The 21,661-nt window shown below is 71.3% G+C and carries 22 protein-coding genes; 7 read left to right on the forward strand and 15 right to left on the reverse strand.

Translation table 11 applies throughout. The annotated features are described in order from the left end of the window. Positions 1–100 precede the first annotated feature (100 nt). Positions 101–1,084 (forward strand): Abi family protein, encoded by a 984-nt coding sequence (locus DEJ11_RS17265; RefSeq protein WP_111104844.1) that lies wholly within the window; start codon positions 101–103, stop codon positions 1,082–1,084. Here DEJ11_RS17265 and DEJ11_RS17270 read toward each other — a convergent pair whose 3' ends face one another. Beyond that, positions 1,085–2,041 (reverse strand): helix-turn-helix transcriptional regulator, encoded by a 957-nt coding sequence (locus tag DEJ11_RS17270; RefSeq protein WP_111104900.1) that lies wholly within the window; start codon positions 2,039–2,041, stop codon positions 1,085–1,087. Between the two features lie 62 nt (positions 2,042–2,103). On the opposite strand from DEJ11_RS17270, the gene DEJ11_RS17275 reads away from it, so the two are divergent. Continuing rightward, entirely contained in the window at positions 2,104–2,523 is a 420-nt protein-coding gene (locus tag DEJ11_RS17275; RefSeq protein ID WP_111104847.1) for a VOC family protein, read from the forward strand. 19 nt (positions 2,524–2,542) lie between these two features. Here the strand turns inward: DEJ11_RS17275 and DEJ11_RS17280 are convergent, their stop codons facing one another. Then, positions 2,543–3,355 carry a putative RNA methyltransferase gene (locus DEJ11_RS17280; RefSeq protein WP_111104850.1) on the reverse strand — a complete coding sequence of 271 codons (813 nt, stop codon included), beginning with the start codon at positions 3,353–3,355 and terminating at the stop codon, positions 2,543–2,545. 34 nt (positions 3,356–3,389) lie between these two features. Here DEJ11_RS17280 and DEJ11_RS17285 point away from each other — a divergent pair, with 34 nt between their 5' ends. Genes DEJ11_RS17285 through DEJ11_RS17300 form a run of 4 tightly spaced genes read left to right on the forward strand, consistent with a single transcriptional unit; the run spans position 3,390 to position 6,370 of the window. Continuing rightward, the gene (locus DEJ11_RS17285; RefSeq protein WP_111104853.1) at positions 3,390–4,145 is read left to right on the forward strand and encodes an SDR family NAD(P)-dependent oxidoreductase; all 756 of its coding nucleotides are present in this window, start codon (positions 3,390–3,392) and stop codon (positions 4,143–4,145) included. 49 nt (positions 4,146–4,194) lie between these two features. Further along, positions 4,195–4,815 carry a CG0192-related protein gene (locus DEJ11_RS17290; protein WP_111104856.1) on the forward strand — a complete coding sequence of 207 codons (621 nt, stop codon included), beginning with the start codon at positions 4,195–4,197 and terminating at the stop codon, positions 4,813–4,815. 51 nt (positions 4,816–4,866) lie between these two features. Further along, positions 4,867–5,805, forward strand: a complete 939-nt coding sequence (locus DEJ11_RS17295) for an aldo/keto reductase (RefSeq protein WP_111104859.1) — start codon at positions 4,867–4,869, stop codon at positions 5,803–5,805. Positions 5,806–5,842: 37 nt separating this feature from the next. Beyond that, on the forward strand, positions 5,843–6,370 hold the full coding sequence (locus tag DEJ11_RS17300; RefSeq protein ID WP_111104862.1) for a GNAT family N-acetyltransferase: 528 nt from the start codon (positions 5,843–5,845) through the stop codon (positions 6,368–6,370). Positions 6,371–6,480: 110 nt separating this feature from the next. On the opposite strand, the gene DEJ11_RS17305 is transcribed toward DEJ11_RS17300, so the two are convergent. From DEJ11_RS17305 to DEJ11_RS17325, 5 genes are all read right to left on the reverse strand, one after another. Beyond that, on the reverse strand, positions 6,481–6,693 hold the full coding sequence (locus tag DEJ11_RS17305) for a hypothetical protein (RefSeq protein ID WP_139179591.1): 213 nt from the start codon (positions 6,691–6,693) through the stop codon (positions 6,481–6,483). A 64-nt stretch (positions 6,694–6,757) separates the two neighbouring features. After that, a complete protein-coding gene (locus DEJ11_RS17310; protein WP_111104864.1) occupies positions 6,758–6,976 on the reverse strand; it encodes a hypothetical protein in 219 nt (72 codons plus the stop codon). Positions 6,977–7,010: 34 nt separating this feature from the next. Beyond that, the gene (locus DEJ11_RS17315) at positions 7,011–10,163 is read right to left on the reverse strand and encodes a GH92 family glycosyl hydrolase (protein ID WP_258375525.1); all 3,153 of its coding nucleotides are present in this window, start codon (positions 10,161–10,163) and stop codon (positions 7,011–7,013) included. 111 nt (positions 10,164–10,274) lie between these two features. Beyond that, positions 10,275–11,888, reverse strand: a complete 1,614-nt coding sequence (locus DEJ11_RS17320) for a serine/threonine-protein kinase (RefSeq protein ID WP_111104869.1) — start codon at positions 11,886–11,888, stop codon at positions 10,275–10,277. A 120-nt stretch (positions 11,889–12,008) separates the two neighbouring features. Then, positions 12,009–12,827 carry a phosphatase PAP2 family protein gene (locus DEJ11_RS17325; protein ID WP_111092255.1) on the reverse strand — a complete coding sequence of 273 codons (819 nt, stop codon included), beginning with the start codon at positions 12,825–12,827 and terminating at the stop codon, positions 12,009–12,011. A gap of 102 nt (positions 12,828–12,929) precedes the next feature. Between DEJ11_RS17325 and DEJ11_RS17330 the strand changes: the two genes are divergently transcribed. Next, entirely contained in the window at positions 12,930–13,475 is a 546-nt protein-coding gene (locus DEJ11_RS17330; RefSeq protein WP_111104872.1) for a hypothetical protein, read from the forward strand. 73 nt (positions 13,476–13,548) lie between these two features. On the opposite strand, the gene DEJ11_RS17335 is transcribed toward DEJ11_RS17330, so the two are convergent. From DEJ11_RS17335 to DEJ11_RS17370, 8 genes are all read right to left on the reverse strand, one after another. Then, positions 13,549–15,234: a bifunctional 3'-5' exonuclease/DNA polymerase gene (locus tag DEJ11_RS17335; RefSeq protein ID WP_111104875.1), complete on the reverse strand. Its 1,686-nt coding sequence runs from the start codon at positions 15,232–15,234 to the stop codon at positions 13,549–13,551. A gap of 54 nt (positions 15,235–15,288) precedes the next feature. Then, complete coding sequence (locus DEJ11_RS17340) at positions 15,289–15,483, reverse strand: hypothetical protein (protein WP_017887924.1); 195 nt, start codon at positions 15,481–15,483, stop codon at positions 15,289–15,291. Positions 15,484–15,517: 34 nt separating this feature from the next. Then, a complete protein-coding gene (locus DEJ11_RS17345; protein WP_111104877.1) occupies positions 15,518–16,291 on the reverse strand; it encodes a hypothetical protein in 774 nt (257 codons plus the stop codon). Then, positions 16,288–17,148: a carbohydrate ABC transporter permease gene (locus tag DEJ11_RS17350; protein ID WP_246566096.1), complete on the reverse strand. Its 861-nt coding sequence runs from the start codon at positions 17,146–17,148 to the stop codon at positions 16,288–16,290. The genes DEJ11_RS17345 and DEJ11_RS17350 overlap by 4 nt, the downstream gene beginning before the upstream one ends. Further along, positions 17,145–18,122 (reverse strand): carbohydrate ABC transporter permease, encoded by a 978-nt coding sequence (locus DEJ11_RS17355; RefSeq protein WP_111104880.1) that lies wholly within the window; start codon positions 18,120–18,122, stop codon positions 17,145–17,147. The genes DEJ11_RS17350 and DEJ11_RS17355 overlap by 4 nt, the downstream gene beginning before the upstream one ends. A gap of 9 nt (positions 18,123–18,131) precedes the next feature. Further along, complete coding sequence (locus DEJ11_RS17360; RefSeq protein ID WP_111104882.1) at positions 18,132–19,457, reverse strand: ABC transporter substrate-binding protein; 1,326 nt, start codon at positions 19,455–19,457, stop codon at positions 18,132–18,134. Positions 19,458–19,480: 23 nt separating this feature from the next. After that, a complete protein-coding gene (locus tag DEJ11_RS17365; RefSeq protein ID WP_111104885.1) occupies positions 19,481–20,722 on the reverse strand; it encodes a Gfo/Idh/MocA family protein in 1,242 nt (413 codons plus the stop codon). A 147-nt stretch (positions 20,723–20,869) separates the two neighbouring features. Then, positions 20,870–21,658, reverse strand: coding sequence for a DeoR/GlpR family DNA-binding transcription regulator (locus DEJ11_RS17370; RefSeq protein ID WP_027466817.1), 789 nt, complete (start codon positions 21,656–21,658; stop codon positions 20,870–20,872). Positions 21,659–21,661 lie beyond the last annotated feature (3 nt).

Genomic DNA, 21,661 nt, shown 5'->3' on the forward strand with positions numbered 1-21,661 from the left:
GAGCGCTCGATCCCGTGACGCGGATCCTGGTAGGGTTTCGGTATCACGATCGGCCCGCTCGCCTCACGGCTCGGGCCGATTTTCTTGTCTCGGGGGGCGCATGGAGTACGTGAAGCCGTGGCTCTCGATCGGTGAGCAGATCGAGAAGCTGGCTTCCAAGGGAGTCTGCATCGGTGTTCGGGGTGTCGCGAGCTCGGTGCTGCGCGAAGTCGGCTACTACCGCCTCACCGGGTACCTCTACCCCTTCCGTGAATCCTCGTTCGAGATCGACGACGGCGGCCGTCGGCACATCGAGGTCCAGGACCGGTACCGAGCAGGGACGGAACTCGCCGCAGCAGAAGCACTCATTGCCTTCGATCGGAGTCTCCGGCTCCTGGTGATCGAAGGTGTCGAGCGGATCGAGGTGGCCGTTCGGACCCAGGTCGGCCACGTCCTCGGAGAGCACGCCCCCTTCGCTCACGAAGACGGATCACTCTTCACCGATGCCTTCACCGCACACCGGGCCGATGCGTCCTATGGCTCCAGCCCGCACACTGCTTGGCTGCAGCGCGTCCGCGAACGGCAGGATTCCTCGGATGAGTCGTTCGTTGCCCACTTCCGCGCCAAGTACGACGACCGGATGCCCATCTGGGCACTCACCGAAATCCTCGAGCTGGGACACCTCGCTCGGCTGTACGGCGGTCTCCGGAACGACGTCGCCACCCGGATCGCCGGAGAGTTCGGCGTCCCGACCAAGAAGACGATGCTGAGCTGGCTCGCCTCGGTCAACTACGTCCGGAACGTCGCAGCGCACCATGCGCGTCTGTTCAACCGGAAGTTGGTCGTGGTCCCGAAACGCCCGAGTTCCGGTGCGGTACCGCTCCTCGCACATCTCTCGGGAACCGATGCGCCGAAGCAGTTCGGTGTCTACAACACCTTGGCGGTTATGGCCTACCTGCTCAGGTCGATCCCGTCCGACGACGACTGGGCCGAGCGCGTGGCCGCTCTCCTCGGGGCCTTCCCGAGCAACGAGCACCTCGATCTCTCGTCGATGGGTGTCGGCGCCGGTTGGCTGGACCACGCGATCTGGAGAGGTCGCCACTGATCACGCTGGGCCACGCGTGCCGGCCGCGCGCAACCGGTCAGCGAGGCCTACCACGGCCTCGACGAGCTCGTCCGGACTCGCGACGACGAAGTCGACCGCAAGTCCTGACACCACTCCCGCGAGCCCGTCCCACGACCACGATCCGAGGGTGACGCGGGCCCGGTCGTCCTCGAGCTGCTCGACCACGGCGTCCTCGGGCAGGTACGGCGCGATCCGCCGCGCATCGTCCGCCGTCGTGGTCACCGAACCGGTGCACGGCCAGACGTCGTCGACCGCCGACCCTTTGAACCGCGCGGACACGAACGCGGCCGCATCGCCTCCGGGGATCGGACGTGGTGTGAAGGGGACGCGGGTGCGCATCCGGGGCGTGATCCGGTCGATGCGGTGCGTGCGCCAGTCGTCGCGATCGGCATCCCAGTCGAGCAGGTACCAGCGGCCGTTCCGGGCGACGACGGCGTGCGGTTCCACCCGGTGCGGGGTCTCATCGTCGCCGTACCCGAAGCGGAACACCTCCTGCAGGTGGACGGCCTCGCTCACCGCCACCAGGACCTCCGGGTCGGTGGTGGTCCGGCTCGTCGCGGGCACGGCCTGCACCGCGTCGACCCGGGACCGCAGCCGCGCGGGCATCACCTGCCGGACGGTCGCCAAGGCGCGGGCCGCCGACTCGGCGACGTCCGCCCCCGATGCCGGTGCCACGGCGAGCGCCAGGGCGATCGCCACAGCCTGGTCATCGTCGAAGAGCAGCGGGGGCAGGTCGGAGCCGGCCTCCAGCCGGTAGCCGCCGGCCGGGCCACGGAGTGCCTCCACCCGGTACCCGAGCCCGCGGAGCCGATCGACGTCGCGGCGGACGGTGCGCGGACTGACGTCGAGCCGCCCGGCGAGCTCGTCGCCCGGCCAGTCGCGGTGCACCTGGAGCAGGGAGAGCAGCGCGAGCATCCGTGCGGAGGGTCCGGCCATGGCGTCCATCTTCGTCCGAGAAGCGGACACGATCTGACCGCATTGCCCGTCATCCTCGTCCCATGAGCATCGAAACGACAACCCACCTCAACTTCGACGGCGACGCCCGCGCGGCGCTCGACTTCTACGCATCGGTCTTCGGCGGCGAGGTCACCGCCGCCACCTACGGCCAGATGGGCGCCCTGGACGACCCGGCCTGGGCGGACCGCATCGTCTTCGGTCAGGTCGCCACGGCCGCCGGCTTCCGCGTCATGGCCTTCGACGTCTGGCCCGGGCAGCCCTACGACCAGGGAACCAACGCCTTCTACGTGTTCGTGCACGGCGACGACACGGCCGAGATCGAGCGGTACTGGGCGGCGCTGTCCGAGGGTGCCGAGGTCCGGCAGCCCCTGGAACCCTCGGCCTGGGCACCGTTGGCCGGGCAGCTGCGCGACCGCTTCGGCGTGGTCTGGCAGCTCGACGTCGCCCCCGCTGGTGACTGATCCGTCCTGAGGGCCGCGGTCAGCGCGTCGGCGTCCACGTCGACACGGTGACCGCGGCCGTCACCGTCGCCGGCTCGAACACGGTGTCCGCCGCGACGTGGTGGTGGCTCGGCCCCATGTGCACCACGTCGTGGACGTCCTCCGCCGACAGCTCCATGGGCCACGTCAGGTCCTCGGAGGACCGCAGCGCGAACGACGGCGTCAGGGAGTCGTGCAGCCGGCGCTCCTTCTCCGGGTCCACGCTGATCGTCGCCTCGGCGAGTTCCGCCAGGTGGCCGGCCCGCGGGGTCACCACCGCGAGCACGCCGTCGGCGTGCAGGACGCGGGCGTACTCGGTCTGGTTGCGGGGTGCGAAGACGTCGAGCAGGACGGCGGCAGCGCCGTCGACGACCGGGAGGCGCTCGGTCACGTCCCCGACGACGGCCCCCGCGCGCTCGTGGGCGCGTGCCGCACGCCGGATCGCGACGGCCGACAAGTCCAACGCGACCCCGAGCCTCCCGTCCGCCGCGCGCAGCGCATGCGCCAGGTAGGTCCCCGGGCCGGAACCGACGTCGAGCACGATGCCGGGCGCGGTGGCGTCCGCGACGATCGCGGCGAGCGCCCGCTCGACCGGCGCGTAGTGGCCGCGCCCCAGGAACCGCAGCCGCGCGTCCACCATCTCCGGGGTGTCCGCGGTGAGTGCGCGCCGCTTCGCGGGCAGGAGCGTCAGGTGGCCCTGCTTCGCCTCGTCGAACCGGTGACCGTTGGGGCAGCCGACCTGGCCGCCGTCGACGCGGCCGAGGGGCTCGGCGCACACGGGGCAGGCGAGCATCGGCAGCAGGTCGTCACGCACCGGCCCAGCGTACGGGCCTCGGTACCCTGACCGGATGTCGCTGCAGCAGCTCTTCGGCCTCGACGGCCGCACCGCACTCGTGACGGGAGGCAGCTCCGGCATCGGCCGAGCGATCGCCACCGCACTCGCCGACGCGGGTGCCCACGTCCTCGTCGCCGCCCGGACGCCCGCGACCATCGACGCCACCGTCGCCGGCATCCGCCACGCGGGCCGCTCGGCTGACGGCATCGTCGCGGACCTGTCCTCCCGCGCTGGCGCACACGCACTCGCGGACGCCGCCGGGGACGTCGACGTGCTGGTGAACTCCGCCGGGATCAACCTGCGGCCGCCGATGCCCGAACTCGACGAGGCGACCTGGGACGCCACGATGGCCGTCAACCTCGACGCGCCGTTCGTGCTCGGGCAGCGGCTCGCACCCGGCATGGCGGCCCGTGGGTACGGACGGATCGTGTCGATCAGTTCGCAGCAGGCCCACCGCCCCTTCGCCGCCAGCGGCGCGTACGGGGTCTCCAAGGCTGGTCTGGAGGCGTTGGCCCGGTCCCAGGCAGAGGCCTGGTCCGCGCAGGGGGTCACCTCCAACGTCCTCGTCCCCGGTTTCGTGCGCACCCCGCTCAACGAGCGACTCGGGTCCGACCCGGCGACGGTGGCGGCCCTCGCCGCGCGGACGCTGGTCGGCCGGAACGGGCTGGCGTCGGACTTCGCCGCGGCGGCGGTGTTCCTCGCTGGACCCGGGTCGGCCTACGTCACCGGGCAGTCCATCGCGGTGGACGGCGGGTTCTCCGTCCACTGACCCCGAGGTGCGCCGACGGCAGTGTGCTGCGCGGCAGTACGGTCGGGTCATGGCAGTCATCGAGCAGGCAACGCTCCGCCCCTCCAAGGCCGAGGCGCTCGCCGCCTGGCTCCCCGACCAGGCGTGGAGCGGCGTCATCGCGGGATCGCCGCTCCAGGTCGTCGGGCAGTTCCGGTTCGACGACCCCGCTGGCGAGGTCGGCGTCGAGGTGCTCCTCGTCCGCACCGACGACGGCCGGGTCCTGCAGGCGCCACTGACCTACCGGGATGCACCACTGCCCGGTGCCGACGCGTTCCTGGTCACCGAGATGGACCACTCCGTGCTCGGGCGACGGTGGGTGTACGACGCCGTGGGCGATCCGGTCCACGCTGATGTCCTGCGCCGGGCGATCGTCACCGGCGGGCACGAAGCGGAGCTCGAGTTGGCCAACGGTGCCGGACAGCGGCCGAAGGACGCCTGGGCCAGCGGGAGTGGCTCCGATCCCGACTCCCCCACGGTCACCTCGGTGCGAGCGACCACCGCGGACGCCCTGACGTCGATCGCGACTGACCACGGCACGATCGTCATCGCTCGGGTCGTCGGTACGGCTCTGCCCGAGGGCGAGACGCTCACCGGGACGTGGACGGACGGCTCCGAGGTGCTCGCCGTCCTGCTGCCCGAAGGCGCCTGAGGTACTGGCAGGGCCTGCCTGTGCCGGGGACCGGCTGGCAGGATCGACGGCGTGAAGACACTGGAGTTGCCACAGACAGACCTCACCGCCTCCGACGTCGTCGTCGGACTGATGCGGATCAACGACATGAGCGACGAGGACATCCGTTCGCTCTACAGCGCCTCGCGCGATGCGGGCGTGAACATGTTCGACCACGCCGCGGTCTACGGCGAGTGGCACGGCTGCGAGGAGCGGTTCGGCGCCGCCGTCACGCTGACACCCGCGGAACGCGCCGAGATCGTGCTGCAGACCAAGGTCGGCATCCGGCCGACGCCGAAGGGCGCGTACTTCGACTTCTCGTACGAGCACATCCTCGAGTCCGTGCACGAGTCGCTCGTGGCACTGCAGACCGAGTACGTCGACGTCCTGCTGCTGCACCGCCCCGACGCCCTGGTCGAGCCGGAAGAGGTCGCGAAGGCCTTCGACGAGCTGCACGCCGCCGGCAAGGTGCACCACTTCGGCGTCTCGAACCACACCCCCGGCCAGGTCGACCTGCTCAAGAAGCACGTCCGCCAGCCGCTCGCGTTCAACCAGGTGCAGCTGAGCATCACCCACGCCAACGTCATCTCGCAGGGCCTGACCGCGAACATGGGCGGCCTCGAGCAGTCGGTCGACCGCGACAACGACATCCTCAACTACTCGCGCATCAACGACATCACGCTGCAGGCCTGGTCGCCGTTCCAGAAGGGCTTCTTCGACGGCGTCTTCCTGGGCGACCGTGAGCAGTACGCCGAGCTGAACGACGTGCTCGAGGAGGTCGCCGCCGCACACGGTGTCACCCCGACCGGCATCGCGGTCGCGTGGATCACCCGCCACCCCGCGCACTTCCAGGTCGTCCTCGGCACCACGAACCCGCAGCGTGTGCGGGACTCAGCCGCCGGCTCGGACGTCGAGCTGTCGCGCGAGGAGTGGTACCGGATCTTCACCGCGGCCGGACACACCGTTCCCTGAACCGGCACCACCCCGTGGGGTCGGGCAGGGTGGGGTCGTGCTCCACGACCTCGCCCTGCCCGTCCGCCTGACCACACGCTCCGGCGAGGTGACGCTGCGGAACGCCACGGAAGCGGACCTCGACGCACTCATGACGCTGTTGTCCGACGACCCGATCAGCGCCGCGCGTGGAGACGTCGCCGCGCCGGAGGACCGCCCGCAGTACGCCGAGGCACTCCGGTCGATCGTGGACGACCCGGCGAACGCGCTGCTCGTCGCCGAGGACGCCGACGGGCGGCTCGTCGGGACGCTGCAACTCACCCGGATCCCCGGGATGGCTCGTCGTGGTGCCACCCGGCTGCTCGTCGAGGCGGTGCGGGTCAGCAGTGCGCTGCGCTCCGGCGGCATCGGGAGTGCGCTGATGCGCTGGGTGACCGACGTCGCGGCGCCGGCCCTCGGGACCCCGCTCGTGCAGCTCACCTCGGACGCTGCACGGACCGATGCGCACCGGTTCTACGAGCGTCTCGGCTTCACCGGCTCGCACGTCGGGTTCAAGTACCGGGTCCCCGACCCTTCCGCGCGCTGACGTTCTTTCCCAGAACGCGTGCGATGCAAGGTGCTTTCGGGCGTACCTGGTGAAAAGTTCCGAACAGGTATGCCCGATTCGACCAGGTACGCCCGATTCGACCAGGCGCGCTAGTCGTCGGAGGCGGAACCAGCAGACCTCGGCGTCGGCACGTTCACGTCGACCGGGGACACCCCGGCGGGGTCGGCGGAGGCACCACCCACGACGTCGAACGAGATCCCCAGCATCGCCGGGTCCTCGTCGAGTTCGAGCCCGTCCTGACGGACCTGGTCCTCCGGGATTGCACGGCCACCGGACGGGTCCCACGAGTTCGCGATCGACATGCGCACGAGCATGCCCGAGCCGCTTGGCAATCGCCCAAGAAAGCCCGGAGGACCCCCGGAACGGTCAGAGGTCGTCCGGGTGGAGCCGCTCACCGGCGTGCGGACGCCGGAACACCGGGCCGCCGCCGGCCTCGTCCTCGTCGTGGTGGCTGACGGGGGAGACGCTCGGGTCGGCGGAGTCGTCGCCGCGGTCCTCCTCCATCTCGAGTTCGGACTCGTCACTACCGTCCACGGGGATGGATCGGCCCTGCTGTTCGGGATCGAACGGTGCGCTCATCGACATGGGGCGAGCATGCTCCCGCTCGGTGAACGCCGGGTCAACGCTGTCCGTCGGCCGCGATGAGCTCGAGCTGCGTCAGCGTCAGGTCGGTGCCGGCGGTGAACGTGAACGACGAACCGCCGCCGAGGATGCGGAACACCCGGGTCTGGCCGGCCCACGAGAACTCGGCACCGTCGACCGCGGTGACGGCGTCGTCGAGGCCGACCTGCCACGAGCAGGACCCCGGCGATGCCACCGTCACGGTGTACAACGAGGCGGCGGGGCACGACACGTCGAAGGACACGGACTCCCCCGCGGCGAGCGCCGTGACGGTGCGACCGGTGTCGTCGGTGAGCGCCGAGGCTCCGACGGGCAGGACGTCCACCGGGGCGTTCCGGTACCCGTGCACGTCGGAGGCCGAGACGGGGCGGGTGTCCGACGCCCAGCCCTGCGGCTCGTCGGATAGGGTGAACTCGATCCGCGACGCGGCCACGACCACGCTGTGCGGGATGGTGACCGAGGTCCAGGGCGCGCCGTCGACCGTCACCGACGCGACGTACGCGCCTGCGGAGCCCGCGGCGATCTCGATGACGGTGGGCGATCCTCCCGGCTGTCGCAGCACCGTCCTGCGGACCGACGGCGGCACGAGCACGTAGGTACCGGTCGACGGGGCCAGCGGGTACAGGCCGATGGTCGCGAAGACGTACCAGGCGCTCATCTCACCGTTGTCCTCGTCGCCGGGGTAGCCCTGGCCGAGGTCCGACCCGACGAACAGCCGCTCGAGCGACTCGCGGACGATGCGGTGCGCGTCGTCGTGGCGCCCGGTGAACATCGGGAAGAAGGGGATGTGGTGCGCCGGCTGGTTCGACAGCCCGAGCATGCCCATCCGGACGTCGCGGGCCTCGGTCATCTCGTGGATCGGGAACCCGTACGAGCCGGACCGCGCCAGGGCGCCGGTCTCGGGTGTCGCGAAGAACGCGTCGAGAGCGGCATCGAACCGCTCCGGCCCGCCGTGCAGGTCGACGACGCCGGCGCCGTCGTGCGGCGCCGTGAACGCGGTGCCCCACGCGTTCGTCTCCGTGTAGTCGTCGCCCCAGTCGCGCGGGTCGAACTCGGTGCCGACCCGCCACGAGCCGTCCGGGTCGCGGCCGATGAAGAACCCGCGCTCGGAGTCGAAGACGTGCCGGTACTGCAGGGAACGGCGGGCGAACCACTCGGCCTCGGCCTCGTAACGGGACAGGTCGGCGGGCGTCCGCGCCCGTGACGCGAGCAGGCCCGCCATGACGGCCAGACCCCAGTCGTTGATGGCCGCGTCCAGGGTCCACGACATCCCCTCGTGGGTCGCCGTGTCGACGTGGCCGCGGAAGGCGCCCGGGAGGCTCCCCTTGCGTCCGACGCGCTCGTCACGCGGCGGGACGGTCGCGTTCCGCACCGCGCTCCGGTACGCCTCGGCCAGGTCGAAGCCACGCAAGCCCTTCACCGCGAGGTCGGCGAAGACGGTGTCGCTCGTGGTTCCGGTCATGCAGTCCTCGGCGCCGGGGGCACTCCAGCGGGGCGTCCACCCGCCGTCGTGGTGGTGCTCGACGAAGCCCTGCGCGAGCTCGCCAGCGGTCTCGGGGGTCAGGAGTCCGAGGAGCGGCCAGGCCGTGCGGTAGGTGTCCCAGAAGCCGTTCGTGGTGGTGAACGGACCTTCGACGATCTCCGGCCCGGGCTCGTCGCGGATCGGGTCCGCCAGCACGTCGCCGTACGGGGAGCGGTGCCGCGGGGTGCCGGTCAGTGCGGTCTCTCCGGCGCGGTTCGGGTAGAGGAACAGCCGGTACAGGCCGGAGTACAGGCTCGTCAGCTGGTCGGGGGTCGCGCCGTCGAAGGACAGCGTCGCGAGCTTCTCGGTCCACAGCTCCTCGGCACGGGAGCACATGGCGTCGAACGAGCCGGCGTCCTCGAGGTTCGCGCGGGCGTCCTCGATCGAGACGGTCGAGATGCCGAGCAGGACGTCGACCGGGCCGTCCGTGGCCCCAGCATGCCCCACGGACAGCCAGCCGCGCAGCTCGTGCTCGCCGATAGACGTGTGGTCTGCGGTGACGCCCGCGACCCGCAGGTGCACGTGGTGCGGCGGGGTGCCGGGGCGGTCGTCCAGGAGAGCCTCGACCACGGCGGTGCCGTCGGTGATCGTCACGGAGACGTCGGACACCCGGCCGTGGTGGTCGAGCACGACGCTGTGGGTGCCGGTGAACCGGAACCCGAGGGCGAACTCCCCCGCGGTCAGCTCGGCCGTCACACCGTGCTCGAGGGCGACCCGGTAGCGGTGCGGGCCGTCCTGCTCGTCCTCGTGGTCGAACCCGAGCGCGCGGGCGGACCGGTCGACATCGGGGGTGTCGAGTGGCGAGGGCATCACCTGGAACACCCCGCGGTCGCCCATCCACGGCGACGGGATGTGACTCGTCGCGAAGGCCTGGATCGCCGGGCGGAGTCGCCCCTGGTCGTCGAGCCGGTCGTGCTCCTGGTACGCGTACGGCCAGCGGTTGCTCGAGGCGTCCGTCATCGGCAGGCCGAACACGCCTCCGTGCGGGACGCCGACGAGCGGAGCGTTGTTGCCGCGGGAGAACCGGGAGGACGCCTGGGTGCCACGGGTCGTCCGGACGTGGCCGAGCGGGGTCGTCGGGGTCGGACGCGCGGGACCGATCCGGACGGCGTCGAGCCAGCCGCGCAGTGCGGGACGCTCGCCGTCGGTCGCCGCAGCCGGTGCGTCGGAGCCGAGCCGGGCCTCCAGGCGGTCGATGACCAGCCCCGCGAACGGCGTGAGGTCGACCGCGCGACGGTTCCACTGGTCCACCCACTGCTTGCGGGCCGCGTCCTGCGCGTCCGGGGTGGCCGCGTCGCCGTACTGGTCACGGACCGCGGCGTGGTCACGCAGCCGCGAGCCGTCGGTGAAGACGACGTCGACGGCGAAGGCCGTGGCGTCCCAGAGGTGCGGCAGGTCTGCTTCGGTCGGTTCCGACGCCCCGTCGGGCAGGGTCCGCTCGGGGAACCAGACCCAGGAGAGCTCGTCGCCGGTGGCGATGGTGCGTCCGGTGAAGCCGGGGACGATCGCCTCGGCCACGGACGCTCCCGCTGGTCGTTCGACGAGCCAGGCCTCTGCCGAACCGAAGCCGACACCGTTCCGAGCGGCCACGGCCGTCGTCGGGCCACCGCTCCGTTGCAGTTCTCGCACGGAACGAGCCTATTTGCTCCAGGGACTGGACGAAAACCCCGGCGTGTCAGTGCTCGTCGTCAGTGCTCGTCGTCAGTGCTCGTCGTCAGTGCTCGTCGTCAGTGCTGGTCGTCAGTCCTTGTTGTGTCCCGGTGCGCTGCCGGACTTGCCGGGGGCGGTGTCCGACGTGGTGTCGACCGCGCCGGTGTCGGCCGCGCCCGTGTCAGCCGCGCCCGCGCCGTCCTGCGGCTCCTGCACCGGGTTCGATGCCGGAGTGCTCGGCTCCGGGCCGACGGGCGGGTCCTGCGTGGGCTGCTCCGGCTCGGTCGGTTCGCTCGGCTGCTCGCTCGGTTCCTCGGCGGGCTGCGACGGCTGCTGCTGCTCCTGCGAGGGCTGCTGCTCGGCGGGTTCGCTCGGCTGCTGTTCCTCGCCCGGGTCCTCGGACGGCTGCTGCTCGGTCGGCGCGGTCGACGTGGTGTCCGTCGGGGTCGGAGTGCCGTCGTCGTCGCCGTTCAGGGCGAACACCGCGACCCCGATGCCGATGAGCACCAGGACGATCACGATGATCGCGGCGATGAGCGGTCCGCGCTTCTTCTTCTCCGGCTGGTCGTCCGGCCGGTCGGCCCGGACCGGGCGGGGCGTGACCGGCGGCGGGGTCGGCCCGCTCGGGCCCGATGCGCCGCGGCCGTTCGCCTGGGCGCCGAGGACGGTCGTCGAGACGTCGTCGGCGGCGTTCGGACGCTGGGTGTCGAGGACGCGGGTGGCGTCGTCGCCCGGGCGCGCGCCGCCGTTCGGCAGTTCGCTCGCCGGCATCGCCTGCGTCCGGTCGTCGGCGTTCGCCGCTGCGGCGGCACCGGCGCCGACCGCGGCACCAGCCGCACCGGCGGCCGCGGACGTCACCGCACCGGGCGTGCCGGGCAGCAGCTGCGTGGCGTTCGTCGGCTCGTCGCGGCCCAGCGCTCGCAGGCGCTCGGCCGCCTCGGCAGCCGTCGGTCGCTCCGCCGGGTCCTGCGCGGTCATCACGTGCAGCAGGGTGCGCCAGGCCGTGGGCAGCTGCCGGTCGATCTCGGGCGAACGGGTGAGCCGGGCGGTGGCCGACTCGACCGCGCTGCCCGGGAACGGCTGGCGGCCGGTCATGCACTCGAGCAGCACGAGCCCGAGGGAGTAGACGTCGGCCTTGCCGGTGATCTCCTTCGCCAGGACCTGCTCCGGGGCCAGGTACGCCGCCGTCCCCATCACGGTCCCCGTCCCCGTCACGCGTGAGGCGTCACGGAGCAGGGCGATCCCGAAGTCGGCGAGCTTGACGTGCCGGCCGTCGCTCTCGAGCAGGACGTTCGCGGGCTTCACGTCACGGTGGACGATCCCCTGCGCGTGCACGGCGGCCAGGCCGTCGGCGACCTGCGCACCCAGGCGGGCAGCGGTCGCGGGGTCGAGCGGACCCTCGCGCAGACGGGTCGCCAGGTCACTGCCCGGCACGAGTTCCATGACGAGGTACGAGTCACCGTCGACGTCGTCGAGAGCGGCGTCGTAGAGCGTGACGAGCTCGGGCGCGCGCAGCGTCGCGAGCGTCTGGATCTCCGCCTCGGCGCGGGCGCGCTCACCGCGGTCGACGGGGCCGATGCGGAACACCTTGACCGCGACCTCGCGACCGAGTTGCTCGTCGACCGCCCGGTACACGGACGCCATGCCACCGTGTCCGAGCGTGCCCGTGACGCGGTACCTGCCGCCGAAGACCCGTTCTTCCATGCCCGGCAACCTACCGGTCGCGGCTGACGGCGCTCTGCCGTTCGGGGCGCCCGGCGCGGTGCCTGGCGACTTCGTGAGCAGAAGATGTCGGGTGCGGGCGAGCAACCCGACGTCTTCTGCTCACGAAGTGATGCGGTCGACGTCCGGCGCGAGCTCGGCACCGTGGTGGAGCGCCGTCAGGTACAACCGGTGCGCCGTGATCACGAGGGCGAGCCACGCGAGTCCGAGCGCCCACGCCGCCAGGACGTCGGTCAGCCAGTGGTGCCCGAGGAACACCCGCGACGCCCCCACCGACAGCACGAACAGGGTGCCCACGACGATCGTCCACACCCGGGTGACGACGCGCGACTGCCGCAGGAGCAGGAGGTACACGATGGTGCCCACGATCACCGTGGAGTTGAGCGTGTGCCCCGACGGGAACGACGGCGACGTCTCGTACGGCGGCACCGCGTCGGACAGCGGTGGACGGGCACGGCCGATGAGGTCCTTGCCCGCGATCGTCATGAGCAACGAACCACCGCTCGCTGCGACCAGGAGCACCAGTGGCGTCCACGCACGGCGCTGGATCGTGAAGCCGACCAGGAACCCGAGCGCGACGATCGGCATCCCGATCGTGCCCGCGATGTCGGTCCACCAGGTGACGAGCGTGTCCGCCGTGGGTGATCGGAGTGTGAGCGCCCAGTCGAGGACGGGTCGGTCGAGCACCGCGACGTCGTCGGCTTCCCGCACGGCGTCGTAGACCTCGGAGGCGATCCACGTGGCGAGGACGGCGACGCCGAGACCCACGGCGAGGGTCAGCAGCAGGACGGGCATGGCACCGAAGCGCTTGCCGAGCGCGGTCCACGCACCGGCGACGCTGCGGCCGGCACGGGAGCGCCAACGGGTCAGGTCGACTTCGCCGACGGTGCGGTCGGCGGCGTCCCCGCGTTCGGTGTGCATCCGTCCACCCTGCCCGAAGCCGCCGGGAGCCGTCCCGGCCGAACGCTTCGCGGTGGGCAACTGAAATGCTACGTTGCAGACATCATGAGAGGGAGGTTCGACATGCGAGCAACGAAATGGCGAGGGATCACCGTCGCGGGCGGGGTACTCCTTGCAACCGTCGCCAGTGTCGGCATCACGGCACCAGCGACCGCGTCGACTGCGAGTGCCGTCGAGGCCTACGGGCTCGACGGCATCACCGTGCAAGGGCTCCCGAAGTTCACGAACCATGCGGCGCTCCTCGACTACGTCGCGACGAACTCGGTCAGCACTCGGCTCGACGCGGAGACCGGCAGGATCATCTCGGTCGCACCTGTTCCTCCCGCTGAGCGACAGGCGAAGGTGTCCGTACGGAACACCTGCAAGTCCGGAGATGCGTACTGGGCTGCCGCCGCGACGCCGTACACGAACAACTGCTTCTACGGCTCCGCCGGGACCTACACGTTCCCGAGCGGAGGCACGTTCTCGCGGAAGTTCTACATGGGGAGTCACACGGCTCGCGGGGGCTGGAAGTACGGCGGCAAGCAGCACCGCACTCCGAAGCAGGGGCCCGGATCGGTCGCGACGCTCGACACCGCGACACAGATCAACCGCGGCCAGCTCTACTGACCGTGCCCGCTCGGGTGCCCCGTGCCGTCCTCGAGCACGCGGCACCCGACCAGGCGCTGCGGCGACAGCCCGACTAGTCCTTCGCCTCCGAGTACGCCCCCACCACCCCGACCGACAGCGGGAACGTCACCGGGAAGTCCTGGAACAACAACCGTCCGGCATCGACCGCAGCCTCCCGGATCTGCTGCGCCACCCACTCCGCGTGCTCCGCCGGGGCGTGCACCACGATCTCGTCGTGCACGAAGAACACCAGGTGCGGCCCGTCCGTCACGGCTCCGGGGAAGCGCGCGATCAGCCGCGAGCGCAGGGACCCCATCCACGCGAGCGCCCACTCGGCCGCGGTCCCCTGCACCACGAAGTTCCGGGTGAACCGCCCCCAGCTCCGCGCGCGCGACTCGACCGCACGCTGCATCGCCGGGGTCCCCTCGACCGTGTAGGCCTGGTTCCGGGCCTCGAACCACGAGTCCTCGGGCACCGGTGACGTCCGCCCGAGCAGCGTCGTCACGGGTTCGCCGCGCTCCCCCGCACGGGCCGCCCGTTCCACCATGTCGAGCGCCTGCGGGAACGCCCGGACCAGGCGTGGCACGAGCCGACCGCCCTCGCCCTGGGTCGCCCCGTACATCGCACCGAGCATCGCCACCTTCGCCTGCTGCCGGGTCTCGACCGCCCCCGAGGCCACCACGCCGTCGTACAGGTCGCGCCCGTCACCGGCCGCGGCCATCGCCCGGTCGCCGGACATCGCGGCGAGCACACGTGGCTCCAGCTGCGCGGCGTCCGCGACGACGAGCTTCCACCCGGGGTCGGCGATGACGGCCCCGCGGATGCCCTTCGGCAACTGCATCGCTCCCCCGCCGTCGGCCGCCCAACGCCCGGTGACGACACCACCGACGACGTACTTCGGGTGGAACCGTCCGTCGCGGATCCAGTCGTCGAGCCAGGTCCAGCCGTTGGCGGTGAGCAGTCGCGCCAGGCGCTTGTACTCGAGCAGCGGCTCGATGACGGGGTGCTCGATCTCCTGCAGCTCCCACTTCCGCGTGCTCGTGACCATCAGGCCGGCCCGGCGCAGCGACTTCAGGACGTCGGCGGGTGAGTCCGGGTTGAGACCGGGGTCGTCGAGGCGCTCGCGCACGACGGCGGCGATCTCCTCGAGGCGTCGCGGCCGCACCCCGTAGGGCACGCGCGGCCCGAGGGCGTCCTCGAGCAGCCGCTCGTGCACGTCGGCACGCCACGGCAGCCCCGCGTGCAGCATCTCGGCCGCCACGAGCGCACCGGCCGACTCCGCGGTGAGCAGCAGGCGGAGCGCGCCGGGAGCGCTCGACCCCGCCACCGCGGCGAGCTGCGCCCGGAACTCCGCCACCGGGTCGATCTCGTCGTCGGGCGCGGCGGCGGTGAACAGGGCGTCGTCGAAGAGCTGGGCCTGCGTCGGCCGGACCACGCGGGCTTCCACGACCGGGGCGTCCAGGGCATCTGCCGGGGCAGCGGCGAGCGCGGACCCCCGTGCCGCGAGCGCGGCCCGCAGGACACGACGACCGAGGCGCAGGTCGACGCAGCGACCGACCCGCCCGCCGGCAGCGAGCACGGCCGGGTACCAGCGCGCGGTGTCGTCCCACACCCATCGCACGCCCGGTGCGTCGTGGTCCGCGACGAAGGCCGGGAGGCCCGGCTCGTCCAGGCGGATCGGCTCGCCCCCGGCGGTCCCCGCGTCGGTCAGGGGCGTCGCGAGGACGCCGCCGTCGACGCGGCGGAGGACGAGGTGCACGACACGATCATGCCGTGCCCCACCGACCCCGGCGGGCCAGGGCCGGAACGGGTGTCACTCGCCGGGTCGGACCGCCGCGGTGTCGGCGACGTCGATGCGGACGTCGCCGTCCTCGGCACGGGAGACCTCGACCCGCGGATCGGCGTCGTGCTCGTCGGATCCGGACATGCGGCGGAACGTGTCCTGTCGGCGTTCCTCGAACGTCATGTCGACGCCGTCGTCGAGGTGGTCGTGGTCGGGCTTCGTCATGCCGTGCACGGTACGCGGCCGCGGCTGCGGGCGGTCACGCGACCGGTGCCGTGCCGGTCTGCTCGGTCCAGTGCCCACCCCTCGCCCACCGGTCGAGCACGGCCGCGCGCAACCGACCGGACGGCGCCGCGGACCGCGCGGTCGCCAGCGGCACCCCGAAGACGAACTTCGCGACGCTGGCGTCCCCCTCGGTCGCGTCGCGCTCCCCCGGCGGGACGAGACGGAAGCGCCGGGCGAAGCGCACGAGGTTGGCATCGGGGCCGAGCGCGGCGGGCAACCCCGGATCGAGCATCCAGGAGCGGCACTGCCACCGATCGGCAGCGAGCTGCGGTGCGAGGCCGCGCAGGACCTCGGGTGCGCGGGCGAACGAGCGGTCGCAGGCCACCGGGTCGAGCGGCCCGGTCTCCGGCACGTGCACACCCCAGGCCGGCGTGCCGTCCGCCAGGTGGTCACCGAGTTCGAACTGGAGGCGCCCCACGGCCACCACACGCCCGGTCACCACGGCGACGAGCCACTCCACCCCGGTGCCGTGCAGCCCGTAGCGCGCGAGCTTGCGCTCGACGTCGGCGACGGAGGCCTCGGCGAGCGCGCGCGGGAGGCTCCGCTCCGCGAGCGCGTCGGCGCTGTCCGGCACCGCGGCGCGGAGCGCCGCCACCAGCAGCGCGTCCCGCTCCGCGGGCCCGGCGTCGGCGACGGTGGCGACCAGTGCAGCCGCCACCGTCGCGGAGTCGTCCGGTGACCCCACGGCGGCGGCGAGGACCGCGACGGACGCGGGGCGGGCCTCCAGGCCGGGGGTCGCGGTGGTCACTTCAGACCGGACGACGCGAGCCCGTCCATCACCCGACGCTGCAGCACGACGAACATGATGAGCACCGGCGCCATCGCCATCAGGCTGGCGGCCATCAGCACCGGGTAGTCGATCGTGCGGTCACTCGACAGCGTCGCGAGGCCGGCTGCGAGCGGCATGTCCTCGGCGCGGGTGGAGACCACGAGCGGCCAGAGCAGCTCGTTCCACGACCACAGCACGGTCGTGATCGCGAGCACGCTGATCGAGGGACGGGCCAGGGGCAGCATGATCCGCCAGAACGTCTGGAACGGGTTCGCGCCGTCCATCCGCGCTGCCTCTTCGAGCTCGGGCGGCATGTTCAGGAACGCGGTCCGCATCAGGAACGTGCCGAAGGCGCTGAACAGCCCGGGTGCGACGATCCCCATCAGGGTGTCGAGCCAGCCGAGCCCCTGCACGATCTGGTACTGCGAGATCAGGTAGACCTGCGAGGGCACGAGCAGGATCGACAGCACGATCGCGAGCAGTGCCGCCCGGCCGCGGAACCGCATCCGGGCGAAGGCGTACCCGGCGAGCGTGCACAGGACGATCTGCGCGAGCGTGCGGATGATCGTGACGTACACGGACGTGCCGAGCTGGCTGAGGAACGGCAGGCGTTCGAAGACCTGCGCGTAGTTCTGCCACTGCAGCTCCCCCGGCCAGAAGACCGGCGTGACGGACTGCACCTGCGCGTTCGTGGAGAGCGACATGATGATCTGCCACAGGAACGGGAAGGCCATCGCGAACCCGCCGATGCCGAGCACGACGTGGATCCACCAGTGGCTGCCGCCGCGACGGCCGGGTCGGCGTGCGGCCCGAGGCGGTGTGACGGTGGCGGTCATCCCTGCACCCACTTCCGTTGGACGCGGAACTGCACGAGCGTGACGATGCCGATGAGCAGGAAGATCACCATCGCGATCGCGGCCGCGAAGCCCTTGTCGTTGTCGATGAACCCGGCGCTGTAGAAGTAGAAGACGAGCGACATCGTCTTCGGGATCACCGGGTTGGTGCTGCCGAGGATCGCGTACAGCAGGTCGAACAGCTGGAAGCTCGAGATCGTCGTGACGATCACCACGAAGAAGATGCTCGGGCTGAGCAACGGCACGGTCACCGACCGGAACTGCCGCCACCGGCTCGCGCCGTCGAGCTCCGCGGCCTCGTAGAGCTCCGGCGGGATGTCCTTGAGCCCGGCGCCGAGGATGATCATCGAGAACCCGAGGGACGACCAGAGGCCGACCAGGCTCACCGCGATCAGCGCGAAGCCGGGGGTCGAGATCCAGTACGGGCCGTCGATGCCGAAGTTCCCGAGGAACCAGTTCACGATGCCGTAGTCGCCGTTGTACATGATGCGCCAGACCAGGGCGATCGCCGCGGGCATGGCGACGTACGGCAGGAAGAAGAGCACCCGGTAGAACTGGGCGAACCGCAGCCCCGGCGTGTTCAGCAGACTGGCGAGCCACACCGCGATCGGGATCCCGGCGAGAACGATCACGGTGTAGATCACCGTGTTGAGCAGCGACTGGTAGAGCTGCGGGTCACCGACGAGTCGGACGTAGTTGGCGACGCCGGTGAACGTGGCACCGCCGAAGACGCCCCAGCTGGTGAACGAGTACCAGAACGTCTGGATGATCGGCCAGATGTAGAAGGTGCCGACGCCGACGAGCAACGGGAGCACGAAGAGCCACGGCCACCAGCCGTCGGTCCGTCGTGGCGCTCGGCCGCCGTCGGTGCGCGGCGCGGGGGCGCCCCGCCCGGACGAACGTGTCGTCCGGGCGGGGGTGGCTGCGGCCGGGGGCCGCTCGGTGTTGATCGTCACGCGCGGGTCCTACTTTTCCTTGGCGAGGGCGGCGTCCATCTTCTGTGCGAGGTCCTCTGCCACCTGGTCGACGGGCTTCGACCCGTCGAAGGCGCTCGGCAGCAGGGTGGTCTCGAGGGTGTTCCAGGCGGCGGTGTTCTTCGACACCGGCAGCGGCTTCGCGTAGTCCACCGCGTCGAGGAACACCTGCAGGTCGGCGTCGGGCATCGTCTTCGTGAAGGCGCTCTGCGTGCCCTCGTACGCCGGGATGACCGCGCCCATGTCGCCCTGCTGCTGCTGGGCCGTCTTGCCAGCGAGGTAGACCTGCAGCGCCTGGGCGGCTGCCTTGTCCTTGCTCGCCTCGGACACGACGTTCGAGACCCCGTGGATGACGGTCGCCTGCTCCTTGCCCTTGGGCAGCGGGTAGGCGACGACGTCCTTCTCGAGCTCGGTGCCGGTCAGCGCGGAGCGGAACCAGCTGCCACCCTGGTACATCGCGAGCTTGCCCGAGGTGAACCACTGGTCGGCCGTGGTGTCGGTGAGCTGCTTGATCGAGGGCGATGCCCCCGAGTCGATCAGGTCGGTCCAGAACTGCAGGCCGTCCTCGGAGGCCTTCGTGGCGTACTCGGACTCGGTGCCGTCCGCGTTCACGACGGATCCCCCGGCCTGCAGGATCGTGTTGTAGTACGTCGTCTGGCCGTCCATGCCGCCGGCTGCCCCGTAGGCGCCCTTCGCCTTCAGCTTCTCGGACAGCTCGGCGCCGGTCTGCTGGAAGTCGTCCCACGTCCAGTCCTTGGACGGCAGGTCCATGCCGGCCTGCTCGAACAGCGACTTGTTGACCCAGACGCCGATGGTGTCGAAGTCCTTCGGCACGCCGTACTGGGTGTCGTCGTACGTGTACAGGTCGTTGAGTGCGCTCGAGTACTTCGACGCGTCGATGTCACCCGACTCGACCTCGCCGGTGATCGGCGCGAGCTTGCCGTTGGCCGCGTACAGCTGGAAGTTCGGGCCGTTCATCCAGAACAGGTCGGGCAGGGTGTTGCTCGAGCCCTGGGTCTGCAGCTTCGTCCAGTAGTTGGCGAACGGCGTGACGTCGACGCTCACCTTGATGTCCGGGTACTCCTCGTTGAAGCCCTTCAGGTTGGCCTTGATGGCCTTGACCTGGTTCTCGTCCCAGACGGCGTAGGTCAGGGACGCCTTGGTGTCCTTCGGCGCGGCCTCGTAGTCGCCGCCGGAGCCGGACGCTCCGGACGACGAGGAGCAGCCGGCCAGGAGCGCTGCCGCGCCGAGTGCGGCGACGGCGCCGAGGAGGACGCGGCGCACGCCGGTTCCTCGGGTGGGGATGTGTGCGGTCATCGGGGTGTCCTTTCGCACGGCCGTCAGGAGCCGACGGTCTGGGCGGGATGCGGGGTGGAGGGGGTGGAGTGCGGGGCGTTCGACGTGAAGTGCGCGATGGTCTCGGCCGGCAGGGGCGGGACGTCGATGGGGACGGACCCGTTGCGGAGCGAGCGCGTGGCCAGCGCGCCCGAGGCGACCGCGGCACGGGCCGCGATCGGGGACAGCTCCGACGGTTCGCCGAACGCGACGGACCGCAGGAACTCGGTCATGGTGAGCAGGTCGGCGTCGGCGTGCCCGTCCTCGACGCCGTCGATCGGGTACTCGCGGTCCCCCGCGGTGTCCCAGCCCCGGCGGTGCGTCCAGACCTTCACGACGCCACCACCGGTGTCGCCGATGTTCTCGAGGCGTCCCTCGGTGCCGATGACGGTGTAGTTCCGCCAGTAGTCCGGGGTGAAGTGGCACTGCTCGTAGCTGGCCTGCACCCCGTTGTCGAGCGTCATCATCACCATCGAGACGTCCTCGACGTCGACGACGGGGTTCAGCCCGGTCTGGGCGAGCGGCGGCCAGTTGTCGTGGGAGAACCAGTCCCCCATGAGCTCGCCGCTGCGGTCGCGCCGGTCGGTGACGTCGCCGTAGACCGACAGCGAGCCCATCCCGACGACCCGGGCGGTGTCGCCCCCGCCGAGCGCGTGGATGACGTCGAGGTCGTGGCTCGCCTTCTGCAGGAGCAGGGAGTTCACCTTGCTGCGGTCGGCGTGCCAGTCCTTGAAGTAGTAGTCACCGCCGTTGCCGACGAAGTGCCGGCACCAGACGGCCTTGACCTGACCGATCTCGCCGCGGTCGACGATCTCGCGCATCAGGCGGACGACGGCGGCGTGCCGGAAGTTGTGCCCGACGTACAGCGACGTCCCGGTCTCCGCCGCGGTGTTCAGGACGGCGTCGGCGTCCTCGACCGTGATGGCCAGCGGCTTCTCGAGGTAGACGGCGATGCCCGCGCGGAGGAGGTCGATCGCGATCTCGGCGTGGGTCCAGTCCGGCGTGGTGACGATGGCCGCGTCGACGTGACCGGTGAGGTCACGGTGGTGTTCCACCACCAGGGCGTCCGGGTACTCGTCGTGCCCGCGGTGCCGGCCGGCCGCGGTCACGTCCGCGACGGCCACGACCCGGGCCTGCAGCGACGGGTCGTCCGCGGTCGCCTCGGCCACGTGGCGGGCGATGGCGGACCGCTGGCCCATCCCGATCACCGCGACGCGGAGTCCTGCGTTGTCAGCGCCCATGCTCATCGCTCCCTTGCGTGAATGTGACGCCCATGATGCCGAATCGATCATGAATGCACAATAGGCGCTCACGGATCGCTCACGCATCCGTGCCGGAGAGGGTTTTACACGATCGAAACGTCCGGACCGCTCCGGGGTGGCCGCAGAGGGCGCTCAGTCGGCGACGACGAGCTCCACGCCGGCGCTGGCGAGGTCAGCAGCGAACGAGGCCGGCACCGGCTGGTCGGTGACCAGGACGTCGATGCGGTCGAGCGGGCAGATCCGGGCGAAGGTCGAGCGTTCGATCTTGGTCGAGTCGGCGACCACGACGACCCGTCGTCCGACCGAGGCGAAGTGGCGGCTGACCTCGGCCTCGCCCTCGTGCATGGTCGTCGCGCCGTACTGGCCGGTGAGGCCGTCGACGCCGAGCACCACGAGGTCGAGGGCGAACTCGTCGAGGGTGTCCCGGACGAGCGGCCCGACGAGCTCGTAGGACTGCCGCCGCGCCACACCACCGGTGACCACGATCTTCACGTTGGCGCGGACGGACAGCTCGTACCCGACGTTCAGGGCGTTCGTCACGATCGTGATGCCGAACTCGCCGTCGGCGCGGATGAACCGCTCGCTCTTGCCGAGTTCACGCGCGACCTCGGTCGTGGTCGTCCCGCCGTTGAGGCCGACGGTCTCCCCCGGCTGCACCAACCGGGCGGCCGCGCGGGCGATCGCCGTCTTGGCCTCGGCCTGCCGGGCGATCTTGTACTGCAGCGGGAGCTCGTACCCGGCCCCGAGTGCTGCCGCGCCCCCGTGGGTGCGCGTGACGAGCCGCTGGTCGGCGAGGGTCGCGAGGTCACGGCGGGCCGTCGCGGCGGAGATCCCGAGCAGCTCCCCGATCTCGGCGATCGACACGTTGCCGCGTTCGCTCACCAGTTCGAGCAGGGCGTTCAGCCGCTGTTGGGGGGTCATGAC

It is taken from the genome of Curtobacterium sp. MCLR17_058 (genome assembly GCF_003234705.2).
Taxonomy (GTDB): domain Bacteria; phylum Actinomycetota; class Actinomycetes; order Actinomycetales; family Microbacteriaceae; genus Curtobacterium; species Curtobacterium flaccumfaciens.

What these genes read in the sequence shown, in the direction of transcription:
- DEJ11_RS17320 (WP_111104869.1), bottom strand. Translation starts at nt 11,888, where the DNA reads ATGGAAGAACGGGTCTTCGGCGGCAGGTACCGCGTCACGGGCACGCTC.
- DEJ11_RS17290 (WP_111104856.1), top strand. Translation starts at nt 4,195, where the DNA reads ATGGCAGTCATCGAGCAGGCAACGCTCCGCCCCTCCAAGGCCGAGGCG.
- DEJ11_RS17330 (WP_111104872.1), top strand. Translation starts at nt 12,930, where the DNA reads ATGCGAGCAACGAAATGGCGAGGGATCACCGTCGCGGGCGGGGTACTC.
- DEJ11_RS17365 (WP_111104885.1), bottom strand. Translation starts at nt 20,722, where the DNA reads ATGAGCATGGGCGCTGACAACGCAGGACTCCGCGTCGCGGTGATCGGG.
- DEJ11_RS17265 (WP_111104844.1), top strand. Translation starts at nt 101, where the DNA reads ATGGAGTACGTGAAGCCGTGGCTCTCGATCGGTGAGCAGATCGAGAAG.
- DEJ11_RS17360 (WP_111104882.1), bottom strand. Translation starts at nt 19,457, where the DNA reads ATGACCGCACACATCCCCACCCGAGGAACCGGCGTGCGCCGCGTCCTC.
- DEJ11_RS17285 (WP_111104853.1), top strand. Translation starts at nt 3,390, where the DNA reads ATGTCGCTGCAGCAGCTCTTCGGCCTCGACGGCCGCACCGCACTCGTG.
- DEJ11_RS17275 (WP_111104847.1), top strand. Translation starts at nt 2,104, where the DNA reads ATGAGCATCGAAACGACAACCCACCTCAACTTCGACGGCGACGCCCGC.
- DEJ11_RS17270 (WP_111104900.1), bottom strand. Translation starts at nt 2,041, where the DNA reads ATGGCCGGACCCTCCGCACGGATGCTCGCGCTGCTCTCCCTGCTCCAG.
- DEJ11_RS17340 (WP_017887924.1), bottom strand. Translation starts at nt 15,483, where the DNA reads ATGACGAAGCCCGACCACGACCACCTCGACGACGGCGTCGACATGACG.
- DEJ11_RS17325 (WP_111092255.1), bottom strand. Translation starts at nt 12,827, where the DNA reads ATGCACACCGAACGCGGGGACGCCGCCGACCGCACCGTCGGCGAAGTC.
- DEJ11_RS17350 (WP_246566096.1), bottom strand. Translation starts at nt 17,148, where the DNA reads ATGACCGCCACCGTCACACCGCCTCGGGCCGCACGCCGACCCGGCCGT.
- DEJ11_RS17370 (WP_027466817.1), bottom strand. Translation starts at nt 21,658, where the DNA reads ATGACCCCCCAACAGCGGCTGAACGCCCTGCTCGAACTGGTGAGCGAA.
- DEJ11_RS17305 (WP_139179591.1), bottom strand. Translation starts at nt 6,693, where the DNA reads ATGTCGATCGCGAACTCGTGGGACCCGTCCGGTGGCCGTGCAATCCCG.
- DEJ11_RS17310 (WP_111104864.1), bottom strand. Translation starts at nt 6,976, where the DNA reads ATGTCGATGAGCGCACCGTTCGATCCCGAACAGCAGGGCCGATCCATC.